Origin of the sequence: Vibrio sp. 10N.286.48.B8, from assembly GCF_003050085.1 — a bacterium.
Classification (GTDB): domain Bacteria; phylum Pseudomonadota; class Gammaproteobacteria; order Enterobacterales; family Vibrionaceae; genus Vibrio; species Vibrio crassostreae.
The window spans coordinates 596,039-608,897 of sequence record NZ_PIGD01000001.1; the positions used below are offsets into that span (position 1 = coordinate 596,039).

Genomic DNA, 12,859 nt, shown 5'->3' on the forward strand with positions numbered 1-12,859 from the left:
AATCAGCGTCACATCACTTACTTTCGATTCTGCAAACATGACTCATAAATAAGACTGACACATTTTATGATCGGCTTCACCTTTACAAATACATTAGTGAATTTTCCAAGATATTTCGTGCGATTGAATGTTGATACGAGGTTGGGCCAAATAGTAAAGACCAGTAGGTATAAAAGATTAGAGGCTGTAATGGAGAGATAAAACAGAAAGGCTAAAACCGGAAATCCGGGTAAAACCTGATTTCGTTATTGTGTTCCAGTTTACAGTGTAAATCCAAGATTCTAATTTACACTGTAAATCTAATTCGTAGCGGTAAGTTTATTAAAATGATGACCTGTCTATTTACACTGTAAATTTGCTAACAAAACACCGACATCTTTGCGAAACTGACTCTCTGCTTGTTTACGACCAACAAGATTAAACTGCTCGACACAAATCTCCCACTCTTTCTGTTGAACGACCTTTGCGATAAGTAAGTCAGAAACACTGGCTTCTCGATCGTTACTGAGCAGAATCAAATTCAATACGCTGAAGCTAATCGTATCATAACTATTGCCACCGTTTACGTGATTTCTAACTAATTGAGTTTCAAACTCACTCACGGTTTGTACACTCTTTGGCAGCAGTGCGCGCACCATATCCGTTTCAAGTGAAACTAAAGAACCAGAAACAAGAAAACAGTAGCTACGCTCGAAGTGATTTTGAACTTGGTTAATCCAGCTTTGAGAGCTTGAGTTAAGTGCCTTAACCATCAAAACAGAATGACACCCACTTGCCTGGTCTCGCTGGTGGCCAATATGAACAGGCACAAATTCACTATCACGCCAGAAAGAAATCAAATCACTGGTCGCACCGAAGCTTGTCGCCAGGTAATCTGCTTGGCTGATTTGCTGTGATAGCAGCTTCAGCATCCAACGCCCAATTCCCGAACCTTGATGGTGAGTTGAAACTGCGATGCGCATAACTCGAAGGCAACGACTAGTCGCAGCCTGAGTACAGCCAAGTTGGTTTGCGAGTAAAACAGGAGCCAGGTGACCTTGAGGCCTGCGCTTTCCAAGTTGAACCTGAGTGGTCAACTCTTTATCTAAACCGCCCTCCTCCGTCACCAACATACAACCAAGACATTCATCTTTCTGCCAAGCAGCATATAAATGGATAGCTGGATTATTTAAGAACTGCATTAAGTCGTTCGGCGACGTCTGATAATGCGCATCAACGAGAAGAGAAAAACATTGCTGTAGCTGCTCAGGATTAGCCAAGCATTCTGTTTTTGACAACTCGACCAAGTTTAACTGGTTGCTTTCTTCAGCAGAAAAGCTATCTAACTCATGAACTGCGGAGTCACTTAGCGATACGTCGTTACCAAGCAGGAAGCAATCAAACAACCAAGCTTCTAGTGGATCGTTGTTATTCCAACGAATCGGTTGTTCGAGCTTAAAGCCTTTCCACCCCGGACGATACTCAGAAAGCCAAGATTCGAACTTAATACCAAACCCTCGTCCACTACCCTCGTAACCGTGTACCGTGGTTGAAAAAACCATACGGTGATAGATATCGACCATGGATTTAAGCATTGGGATTGGAATTGCAGCCGCTTCGTCAACCAATAACAGATCGCAATCAGGCTTAGATTTAAGTAATTCATCTGGTGGGACAAACCTTAAACTTCCACCTTGATAACCAATGTGAGTCGCGTTAATTGCTTCACACGTATCGAGTCCCTGTAACGCATGAGAAAATACCGGCTCAATCGCTTTCACAGACGGAGCGGTAACAATAATATTTAAGCCCTGTCGCTCTGCCAAAAGCTCCGCAGCTGCAATACCCAAAGTTGAGCTTTTACCTCGCCCTCGGTCTGCAGTTAAAATAAGTGGGCGTTTTCGATGTCCTGTGACGACTTTCTTAACTAACTCGACGGCCATTTTTTGCTGTTCGAATTTGTCCAAACCATTTTTAACGCTTTGCTTCTTAGGAAGAGCGTTAGTCGCTTGAGTAACCCCCTCTGCTTCATTGTGCTGTGAAACAGAGATCAGTTTGTCGAAATGGAGTTTTAACCAACGTTGACCAAAGCTCTCGCTATCTTCAGAGCCATCAATTTTTGGCGGCAACACCAACAACAGTCCACCACCGACTAACGAACCGAGCGCGGCACTAAAACCATTCGCATCAAACTGTTCTCTAAAATCACAAACAAGAACTTGGCACTCACGACCAAGCAGTTGTTGGCCTTTTTTTACTGGAACATGAATTACACCTTCAAATGGCGTACCGCCAATCTGGAAGATGCTCGGAGTGCATGAGTCTTGAAGGAAGGTAAAAACAGCAGAGTTTTGCCAATCAAAATCACCTTCAAAGACCACACCGTAACGGTGATCGTTATGTTGAGCAATATTAGAAAGTGTATGCAGAAAAGAGTTGGTTGGGTTTGTCATAGTTAGCGTCCAGATTCATCTAAACACAGTTTATCACAGCCAAATAAAAAGCCGCATAAAGCGGCTTTAGAGTAGGAATGAAAAGTCGTCGACTTAGTCGAGCTTCGATTGTACGAAAGCAAGGATCTCTTCCATTGTCGCATCATCAACTTTCTTAAGGTTCAACGCTAAGTTTGAACCTTTGCGGCTGTATGAAGCACGGCCTTTAATGAGCTCAACTTTTGGAGAGGCTTTCTTTGCTGGCGCGGGTGCCAATTCAAGAATCCAACCTTCCAAAGTTTCTGTCACGTCTTTGGTTAGACGAGTTACGCCTTGAGCTTCACTACGCTGCCAAACAAAACCTTCAGAAGCATCACACTTAGTCAGCAATGTTTGCTGTTGTTCACTCGTCAATCCACCAAACTGCTTGTGCAGTTTAACAATAGTTGGACGACCAAGGTCGCTCACATTTGGGTAAGCTTGTAGCAATTCAAGTGGTAAAGCGGCCGCTTTCAATGCACCACTCACCAAAGCTTCACTACACTGGAACATTTTCGCCAGTGCTTTTTGGTCTTCAGCTTCGCCTTTATCCAGCTTCGCTTGCATCTCTTTACCCTTCTCGTAAAGAGAAAGCGGTTTATGAGCGTTTGCAACATCAGATAAGAACTTAGCATGGTCGCCGTTAATGTTTTCGGCAACATAGATTAGGAACTCTTTGTCAGCCAAAATACATGACATACGACGACGGCTACCATCAAGAACTTCAATCTTACCGTCTTTGTTCTTACGACCAACCGCTGGGTATTGCTGACCACGTTCTTTTAATGTAGTAAGAACATCAGAAAGCGCGTGCTCGTTTAAGAAAGATTGCTCACGAGCATTCTCTTCAAAAACAACCGTTCGAGTTGCGACATCGGCTGCCGGAATACGAACCAATTCAAATGAAACCAACTCTTCGCCCGCAACTGAAAGTTCAATCACTTGAGCCTGTTCTTTGGCAGCAGTTTGCGCTTCTTGAGGCGTTGCTACGCGACGTTTGTTTGCTTTACCAAATAGCTTTGCATTTAAGTCAGATGTTTTAATTGCCATTGTTGTTATCCCTGATTAAGTGAAGGCCAGTTGCTATGTAATACGCGCTCTAATTCTAGAGCACTTTTTTGTACTGCGTCTTGAGCAACAGCTAGAGTTTTCTTACCGCCCTCAAAGTCGCTCACCGTTAGATCGAAAACCGTGCTGTAAGTGTCGGCACAGGTCTCAAAAGCACGGCTTCTTGGAATGGTTGCCATCATGACTTGGTCATTCAGCAGGTAGTTCATTTCTGTCAAAACTGACACCTGTTTCTTGTTGTCGTCTTCAAACATGGTAGGCATTAGACGAACAAATTCTAGCCCTTTCCAATCATCCGGGAACATTTCGTAAACCGTTGGTAAGTGCTGGAAGAAGTTAACCGTTGAAGCCCAGTCCAAACGCTTCGCTGCACATGGAATCAGAAGTGCGTTCGACGCGTACATTGCGTTCCACACTAGAGGGTCAACGTGCGGGCCGGTATCAATCATAATCACATCAAAATCATCGGCAATTTTATCGATAAGCTTCTCTTTCAACAGACGAACAATATCAAGAGATTGATCTTGTGAAAGGCTTTGCCACGCTTCAGCGTTAAACATCGCATCTTCTGGGAATGCAGAAATTGTCTTCAGGTTTGGATACTGAGTTGGCAATAGTACGTTCTTACGAAGAAATTCTAGGTCTACGTCTTGGCCTTCAGGCACGTTATCCAACATGATATCGACGGCAGAATAGATACTGTCGTGCTCTGCCCCACTAATTTGTGGATTTAGGAACAGACGCAAAGAGCCCTGTGGATCCAAGTCAATTAGACAGATACGGTAGCGCTTATCTAAATTCAAAGATAAACAAGCAGCTAAGTGAACCGCTGTCATTGATTTACCCGTACCACCCTTCTGGTTTTGTACGTTGATAATCCATGGCTTATTGTCAGCGTGCTGCTTACGTTGGTGGAACTTTGGCACTTCTGCCGCGTCCATCAACATGTGAGCTTCTGTCAATGAAATCGAGTAATGATTGGCGTTGTTCTTTGTAAACTGATGGCCATCAGCTTCAAGCTTAGTGATCGCTTCATCGAGTTTGCGACGCGTTAAACCAGAACGAGTCTCCATCATAGTTTTAGACATTGGAGGGAAATGTTCATCACTTCGCTCTTCCAAAATAATCTCAATTCGGTCAGCCTGAACTTGTTGAGTTTGTTCGGCTAGCTGATAGAGCTTATCAATCGTTTGTTCTCTTTTCATTGCCAGTTTCCGTAATGATTAACTAAGTACAAATTGTACAGCGATTAACAACAAACACAACAAAAACATGAACATACATTTATGAGTGAAATCACATAAAATAGACTGTATTTTTACAGTTTGATGAAACAGCGGCTAAGACAAACACAAAAAATGACCATTTTTATCATGTATAACCATGCTATTTCTGACATACATTTAAAGTGTTACAGCATCACTTATTTACAATGTAAATGGAATTTCAGCAAAAAATCTTCGGAACGATTGAAATACAATCATAGATTACGGTTGGTGTGATTTGCATTCTAATTTATAGATTTTCGAGCCAATAAAAATTTAAAAACGCAGAATGGACAAAAGATTCAAAATAGAAGAGAAGCTTGAATGCCAGAAAACAAGATAAGATTAGAGCGTAACCGGAAGAATGATCATGGAATACGTAACGCGTAAGATAATTAATAACGCCAAATTATGAAGCATGATCAAGGCACAAACTTAGCGATATTGATCCAAGTAACTGCACATTAGAAATGATCAACTTCCGGAAAAATGATCAAGTAAATATCGTTCCGGAAGCATATAATTTAGGAGCTAAGTTACGGACAAATGCTTTTGCAATGGGGATTCAACGCCTATAAGGGCTCAACCATTGAAAATTCAATCTACACAGACCAAGAATACACAAACATGACAATTTCATGATCATGCTTCCTAGTTAATACGCACCTGTGCTCAATCCATCAAAGCAATTCATTATCAGCGAATACAGACTAAATTTTGTGCTCAATAGGGTGGGAACGATAAAAAAGTACACTCTCTTGATCATTGTTCCGCTAGATTGGGCGTCAGAAGTGTCCACGGAGACAAGTTAAAAGCGAGTTAGAAACCTATGCTGAATTCCGATCTGTGGATAAGCTGTATAAGTATAATGATCATGCTTTCGAACCAATAATGATCATGCTTACAATGACTTAATGATCATCGTTCTGATGTTCTGTGATCATGCTTTCTTAAGTATAATGATCATAGTTTCGAGTCCTTTATGATCATGCTTTCCAAGCTGATTTATTTTAACACTTTAAATTCAGTAACTTAAAAGCAAACTTACGTCCAGATCATTAGATCACTTAATCATTTAAGATCATATTAATCAAAAAGATCAGTTATTTAAAAGCCAATAAATTCTCTTTATTTATGATCATTCTTTCTTTATCATTCAGGAACTATAGTGAAATTACGGTTAGTGTGATACGGATCAAAAATGAAACCAGAAGAGAAATTGTTAATTAAGGCACGAAGCCACAAAGATGGTCATTTATTTGAGGTATCTGAAACAGCCGTTGAATGGATAGAACAATATCAACACTTCAAAGGTGTCACTAAAAGCATAGTTGAGCTTCTTAATCTAATTTCACTTCGTGGGTTTAGCAGCAAAGACGGGTACGTTTCCACCACTGAGATTATTGAATCAACCGATGGTCAAGTCACTCGCGCAGCCTTACAACAAAGGCTAAGAGCGGCAGTAAATATTGGGTTGTTCAAACAAATCCCCGTTCGCTTTGAAGAAGGCCTTGCTGGTAAAACTATGTTGCATCGCTTTGTGAACCCAAACCAATTGATATCGGTACTGGGTGCCACCAGTTTAGTGACAGAAAGCGTGAAGCAAAATGAAAAGCAAAAACGCTCTAAAGCTCTAGCTCAAACCAAAGTAAACAAGCGCTTACTGAACGAGCATGGACTGAATACACCACCGACAATGAAAGATGAAGCGGATCAATTCATTGTTTCGCCAACCAATTGGGCGGGGATTATTGATCAAGCGTTAGCGCCTCCTAGAACTCGTAAGAGCTACCAGAAATCTATGGTTTCGATCTCCGGCACTCGAGCTGTGATCGAGACACGATCTTCTAAAAATATCATGACAGTTGATGATCTGATGACGCTGTTCGCGTTATTCACGCTTACCGTTCAATATCATGATCATCATCAAGATGATTACCATCTAGACGCTAAACACACACCGAACAAAACACCACTCTACATCACTGACATTTTGTCTTTACGTGGTAAGAAAGATAGTGGCCCGGCACGTGATTCGATCCGCGACAGTATTGATCGTATCGAATTTACGGATTTCCAACTGCATGAGCTTACAGGCCGCTGGCTTAGTGAGAACATGCCAGAAGGCTTTAAGAGTGATCGTTTCCGATTCTTAGCTAGAACCATTACCGCATCCGAAGAAGCGCCTACAGAGGGCTCTGACGGCGAAATTCGCATTAAACCGAACCTATACATACTAGTTTGGGAACCTTCGTTCTACGAAGAGCTGCTAACGCGTGACTATTTCTTCCTATTTCCGCCAGAAATCCTGAAGCAACATACCTTGGTTTTCCAAATGTATTCGTACTTCAGAAGCCGTATGGCACGTCGCCATTCTGATTGCATGTTGCTGAGCGAACTGAATCAGAAATTAGCCCGTAACATCGATTGGCGTCGGTTCTCGATGGATCTGATCCGTGAGCTTAGAAAGTTGGGCGAAGTAGGGGATCATGAAGATACCTTTCTGGTTAACCTTTGGGGTTATCACTTGACGATCACGGCGTTGATCGAAAAAGGCAAAACGACGGATTATCAAGTAGATATCAAATGTAATGTGGAAGAAGTATTACGATATTCAAGAGCGCGCACTACCAACGCCGGTAAGCGTAATATGGCGCCAACGCTTCCGAACCCACTTCGTAACGAGATGGTGTCTAAGCAGAAGCTGGAAGAGTTGTCTGAGATTATCGATGGTGAGTTTGAGCCAATTCAGCGTAAAGCACCGTCGCCAAGAGGCAAATTGGGACGTCGAGTTAAGCAACGTAAACACTCTGTTGAGATCAACGCTGACGAGATCATGATTACTCTCTCTAAATATACCTCTGCAGAGGCTCTAGAACGCAGTATAACGGCTTTATCCGCTATGACAGGGCACTCACATGCCTCAATCAAAGAAGAGTGCTCAGAGCTCATTGAGAAGCTTGATTGGTTGAGAGTAGGGGAAGAGGTTATTCCATACGAAACACTGAGTCGTTTGATTGAGCTGTACAACGATCGTGATAGCACCAGCAATCGACACTTGTCCATTGAACGTTTGATCTCTGGTTTAGCTGTGCGTCGTAAAGTGTGTAAACAGGTTCACGAAGGTCACCTTGACGAAAACGTGTTCCTTGCGCTCGATGAAATGGCGATTGGCCACTAGTCATTATCCTGTAGCGATAAGCCTGTATTTAGCGCTGATGAATGGATAGTTTTGAACACATTAGGTGCTGATTAAAATCGCACCTAACGCTGACAAAGTGATGACAAAGTAACGCATCCAGTTGATTAATATTTATCCCGAATAGACAACCTTTGTCCTTTCTTATGATTAATAGATTGGCTCATATTTTGTTACATCATACTGAATAGATTTTTGCGAGTTCCTAAGGGACTCGCTTTTTTTTGCCTGAAATTCAGCTAACTATTAAAATTCAATAGCTTACAGAATTAATCGCTGAAGCATGATCAAGGCTAGATCATGCTTTCTACGGATCTAACTTTGATGAGGTCCTGATTTGATGTTTGATCGAGAAGGGCTTGATCAGTGGAGGTGGCGTTGAAGACTACCTTGATCATCGTTTCGGGGATGGGCTGCCATAAAGCGTACATGCGATTCGATCAATCTCTCTGATTCTGCTTTCCAACGTGGTTCTTGCTGTTGGTTCGTAAATTCCAAAGCCAATACACACAAATGTTGTAACCGCTGTGTGCACCACTCTTGTAAGTCCGGTTCTGATTTTGAATCACAGGATACGGCTTGGAGCTTGCTATAGGCAAACATCAGGTATTGGTAGGCCTTTTCTTGATGAGTTGAGTTGCTGGCTTCCTGCGAAGCCAACTCCGGATTCAGTGAGTCCGCGTGGTGGCGATAGAAATTAAAGATTCTCAGGCATCCGTCTAGCCAACATGCGATGCCTTTGCTTTGCTCATCCGTGATCAAGGGCCCCCAGAGAGCATCTGGAGGCGTTAAGATCAAAGGTTCTAACCGGTCCACTTGATCATGCTTTCGGTCTTTGTACCAATCTCCGATCCGATCTAACCAAGTGTCTAGTTCATTCATGCAACGTTATCCCACTGTTTTACAAAGTGATTATCAGCAACTTGTTTGATTTTATGCTGTATTTCACTGCTCTGTTCTCGAATACGATCAGCGTCTATTGAATAGTTTGGCTCATTTTTGACGAGTTCGCCAAACGGCAGATCAGGATCAGGAACGGCAGAGATCAACAGTTTAGTGTATGGGTGTTGAGGATTAGTAAGGATCGACTGGGTTGAGCCCCATTCGACGATCTGCCCTTTGTACATCACCGCCGTCTCTTCTGCGATGTAATGTGCCGTGGCAAGATCGTGGGTTATGTACAAAAAACCTATCCCTAACTCTTTCTTCATTTTCTGCATTAGATTGAGCACGCCAAGTCGAATCGAAACATCCAGCATCGAGGTTGGTTCATCAGCAAGAATAACTTCAGCGCCAACCGCAAGCGCTCTAGCTAGGTTAACCCGCTGTCTTTGGCCGCCACTGAGCTCGTGAGGGTATTTGGCGAGAGTTTCTATGGGTAACTCCACCAGCGTTAATAACTCTTTGAGGCGCTCTGTGAGAGCTTGTTTAGTGGCTACCTGTTTATGGATCTTAAGTGGGCGCGTTAAATGGTGCTCAATGGTGTGAGTTGGATTGAGTGAACCAAAGGGATCTTGAAAAACCATTTGTACACGGCTGCGATAATCTAAGATATCTTTACGGCTTTTGAGCGTAGAGATGTCTCTGCCTTTGAACAGTATCTCTCCCTCGGTCGCAGGGTAAACCTTGGTCATCAATCGCGCACAGGTGCTTTTCCCGCAGCCAGATTCGCCAACCAGTGCCAGTGTTTTGCCTGCATGTAAGTCAAAACTCACACCATGCAATGCTCTAAAGATCTCTTCTTTGCCAAATCCCCCACCAACAGTGAATTCTTTGACGAGGTTTTTTACTTGAAAAATAGGTTGTGACATAGAGCTCTCCTAGCAAGCTGTCGCGTGAGCATGTTCGTGAATATTAGGGAAAGAACTCCATAGCTTTTGGGTGTAGGAGTGCTGCGGGTTGTTGCGAATCTCGTAGGCTTGATTGACTTCAACGATTTGACCATGGCGCATGATGGCAATGCGGTCACACAGTTGGCTCATTAATGCTAAGTCATGAGTGATAAAGAGGATTGAGAAGCCAAACTCCTCTCTGAGTTGGTGTATCTGCTGCAGAATCTCACGCTGTACGACCACATCCAAAGCCGTGGTCGGCTCATCCATGATGATCAGTTTGGGATTGAGCGCGAGAGCAATCGCAATCACTAATCGTTGACGCATACCGCCACTAAATTGATGAGGGTATTCCGTGAGTCGGTTGCGCGGAATATTGACTAGGTCGAGTAACTTCTCTGCGCGATCTTTGGCTTGTTCGTAGGTCATGCCTTTGTGGTGACGCAGCACATCAGCAAACTGCTCTTCGATGGTTAATACTGGGTTGAGTGAATTCATGGCGCTTTGGAACACCATGGCGATCTCACTCCAACGTAAAGTATTCAAATGGCTGTCCGATAAGCTCAGCAGATCTTGCCCACCAAACAGTATCTGACCCTCAGAGATGAAAGCCGGCGGCTTATGCAGACGGTTAATGGCAAATGCGATGGTGCTTTTGCCACAACCGGATTCTCCGGCTAAGCCGAAAATCTCGCCTTGGCCTATGCTAAAGCTTACGGACTTAACTGCATTGAAATCACCGTCATCGGTGATGTAGTCGACACATAGATTCTTCACTTCGAGAAGTGGTTTATCTGAATTTCCCACAGACATGATAAATACTCAGTTATGATATTGATAACCATTATCATTAGCATGTGTTGGATTTAGTGGAAGCAACGAGCACGAAAAGGATGAAGTGCCTCGAAATTTATCTTGGGTTATTTCACGAATTTTCAGCAGAAAAGAAGCATTGAAAGAGGGGGAAATGAGAGTTGGATCAAACCACATTTATTATGGGGAATCTTTTAAATGTAATTGCAGAAAATGGCTTTGGCAAAGTTTAAATGAGGCATTTATTAATTAGCTTTATGAAGCGTCGTAATCATCACACTTCAGTACAGAATTTCTTAACAAGCGAAAAAGCATTTGCTACAGATTACCTGTCCATTACATGGTGCTTTTCGGAGGAAAACATGTCCATTAATTCTATCAACCATGATGAAATGACAAATATTGCAAACAAGTGGGATGCTGAAGAAGAAGTAGCTTTCAAACCAGAAAAGAAAATGAAGTCTGCTGAAGCTCGTCGTCGTATCGAGGCTCTAAGAGAAATTAGAGAAAGCGGTTTGAGTCTGGAAGAAGCGAGGGAGTTAGGTCTTATTCACTAATAATCCCCATTGCATTTAGAAGGGTGGTACCATGCCACCCTTTGATTTATAAGTGTTTCTTTCATAAATCTTATCTAGATTAAATCAATATCTTAGTTATTGACCTCACTGTTCCGCTAAGCTGCTCCCTTTTGACATTACGCTTTTCAGATGAAAAGCACACACATGACATACTCTTGAACTTAGTTGTTTGACAGTAATATGCAACGCCACTAATTTTAAAGTTAAAGCAAAAATATGCGATGTCGTTGGTAGGGAGAAGGCTATGTCGAACTCTGTGGCTCAAGCTGAAGAAGTGTTGTTTTATGAACCAGAAGATCCGAACGGATACCTGTCAAATTTCGCCGCTTGCCCGATCAAGGTGGATGGGCAAGTGTGGGCAACCAGTGAGCACTATTATCAGGCGATGAAGTTTTCTTCACCATCGCTGAGAAACATGATTCTTGAAGCCTGCACACCTGCTGAAGCATTCTCATTAAGCCGACAATACGAAGAGCAGGTTCGAGAGGACTGGTACGATATTCGTGTTGAGGTGATGCGATTCATCGTGACCGAGAAATTCACACAAAACCCGCAGTTTGCTTTGTTTTTAACGAGCACGGGTGATTCGGTGATCAAAGAACACTCTCATAAAGACCACTTTTGGGGGGACGGGGGAGACGGAACCGGTGCAAATCACTTAGGAAAAATCTTGATGGCAGTGCGCCAACAACTTCGTTGATCACATCACATTAAGTACACATTAAAAAGGCCGCTCTAGTTAGCTTGTACGCTAAAAACAGAGCGGCCTTTTGTATTTCTGTAGTTCCGGTATCCGAAGTCGCTAGAGGGCGCTAACGAGCCATAGAGTGACGCTAGAACTATAAGTAACTTTGGACGATGTCATCAAGCTGTCCATCGTCTTTCATTTGGTCTAAACGTTGGTTAATAAAAGTCTCGAGCTTAGGATCCATCTCAGGGTCAAACGCTAAATGGATGGGGTAGCTATTGATTACTGAACCAAACTCTTGCATCTGGTAGTCGTCGATACTGAGCTTCTGCTCGTTTAAGTTGTATTTGATTCGTGATTCCATTTCTACAAATACGGTATCACCAGGTGCACGGTTAATAACGCGGAATGCAGCCGTATAATCTTTTACTCGGATCTCATTGAGCTTACCTTGTTGTATGTAAGGCTCTAAGTTTGGATATTCAAATCCCACCAGCAATACCACTGCTTTACCATCTAAATCGTCAATCGTATTGAACTCGAACGGCTTTTTACCGCTGCTGAGTAATACGTGTTTTACATTGTAAATCGGGTCTTTAGACAGGTTAACTGATTGGATATTTCCCCAACTAGGGCTGCCATAGGTTACCCAGTTTGGATTCTCTCTAGCATCGAGCTTATCGATCATTCGATTAAATGGGTAGGTGTGGTAGTTGATCTCATACTGGCTGTCATCAAACACGGCTTCAACGATATCCGAAACCATTCCTCTGTGAGATGACCCGTCAGTTTCGATCTGAAAAGGTTGCGCTTGGCTGGCAATAATGTAGTAGTGAAGAGGTTCGCTTGCAAAAGTATAACTGCTTGAAAACAAACTGACTATGGATGCAACGATAAGATGTTTTTTCATAACCTTCCCTAGTTATTTGATGAATGACTACTACTATACTAGTTGAGTAATTGTAG

Annotated in this window: 10 protein-coding genes; 3 read left to right on the forward strand and 7 right to left on the reverse strand. The window is 42.7% G+C overall.

Features of this window, described 5'->3' with window-relative positions; translation table 11 throughout:
- Window positions 1-338 precede the first annotated feature (338 nt).
- From CWO08_RS02435 to CWO08_RS02445, 3 genes are all read right to left on the reverse strand, one after another.
- A complete protein-coding gene (locus CWO08_RS02435; protein WP_108019756.1) occupies window positions 339-2,432 on the reverse strand; it encodes a GNAT family N-acetyltransferase in 2,094 nt (697 codons plus the stop codon).
- A gap of 93 nt (window positions 2,433-2,525) precedes the next feature.
- Window positions 2,526-3,500 carry a ParB/RepB/Spo0J family partition protein gene (locus CWO08_RS02440; RefSeq protein WP_102431371.1) on the reverse strand — a complete coding sequence of 325 codons (975 nt, stop codon included), beginning with the start codon at window positions 3,498-3,500 and terminating at the stop codon, window positions 2,526-2,528.
- A gap of 5 nt (window positions 3,501-3,505) precedes the next feature.
- The gene (locus CWO08_RS02445) at window positions 3,506-4,723 is read right to left on the reverse strand and encodes a ParA family protein (protein ID WP_108019758.1); all 1,218 of its coding nucleotides are present in this window, start codon (window positions 4,721-4,723) and stop codon (window positions 3,506-3,508) included.
- Between the two features lie 1,261 nt (window positions 4,724-5,984).
- Here CWO08_RS02445 and CWO08_RS02450 point away from each other — a divergent pair.
- The gene (locus CWO08_RS02450; protein ID WP_108019760.1) at window positions 5,985-7,964 is read left to right on the forward strand and encodes a replication initiator protein RctB domain-containing protein; all 1,980 of its coding nucleotides are present in this window, start codon (window positions 5,985-5,987) and stop codon (window positions 7,962-7,964) included.
- A 381-nt stretch (window positions 7,965-8,345) separates the two neighbouring features.
- Here the strand turns inward: CWO08_RS02450 and CWO08_RS02455 are convergent, their stop codons facing one another.
- From CWO08_RS02455 to CWO08_RS02465, 3 genes are read right to left on the reverse strand one after another with little or no spacing between them, the layout of a single operon-like run.
- Window positions 8,346-8,864 (reverse strand): transcriptional regulator, encoded by a 519-nt coding sequence (locus CWO08_RS02455; RefSeq protein ID WP_102433017.1) that lies wholly within the window; start codon window positions 8,862-8,864, stop codon window positions 8,346-8,348.
- Entirely contained in the window at window positions 8,861-9,793 is a 933-nt protein-coding gene (locus tag CWO08_RS02460; RefSeq protein ID WP_048663996.1) for an ATP-binding cassette domain-containing protein, read from the reverse strand. The genes CWO08_RS02455 and CWO08_RS02460 overlap by 4 nt, the downstream gene beginning before the upstream one ends.
- A gap of 9 nt (window positions 9,794-9,802) precedes the next feature.
- Window positions 9,803-10,627 (reverse strand): ABC transporter ATP-binding protein, encoded by an 825-nt coding sequence (locus CWO08_RS02465; RefSeq protein WP_102433015.1) that lies wholly within the window; start codon window positions 10,625-10,627, stop codon window positions 9,803-9,805.
- A gap of 362 nt (window positions 10,628-10,989) precedes the next feature.
- Here CWO08_RS02465 and CWO08_RS02470 point away from each other — a divergent pair, with 362 nt between their 5' ends.
- Both CWO08_RS02470 and CWO08_RS02475 read left to right on the forward strand, forming a co-directional pair.
- Window positions 10,990-11,184 carry a PA3496 family putative envelope integrity protein gene (locus CWO08_RS02470; protein WP_048660531.1) on the forward strand — a complete coding sequence of 65 codons (195 nt, stop codon included), beginning with the start codon at window positions 10,990-10,992 and terminating at the stop codon, window positions 11,182-11,184.
- 190 nt (window positions 11,185-11,374) lie between these two features.
- The gene (locus CWO08_RS02475; RefSeq protein ID WP_102433014.1) at window positions 11,375-11,905 is read left to right on the forward strand and encodes an NADAR family protein; all 531 of its coding nucleotides are present in this window, start codon (window positions 11,375-11,377) and stop codon (window positions 11,903-11,905) included.
- A gap of 139 nt (window positions 11,906-12,044) precedes the next feature.
- On the opposite strand, the gene CWO08_RS02480 is transcribed toward CWO08_RS02475, so the two are convergent.
- Window positions 12,045-12,803: an ABC transporter substrate-binding protein gene (locus tag CWO08_RS02480; RefSeq protein WP_102479832.1), complete on the reverse strand. Its 759-nt coding sequence runs from the start codon at window positions 12,801-12,803 to the stop codon at window positions 12,045-12,047.
- Window positions 12,804-12,859: the final 56 nt, after the last annotated feature.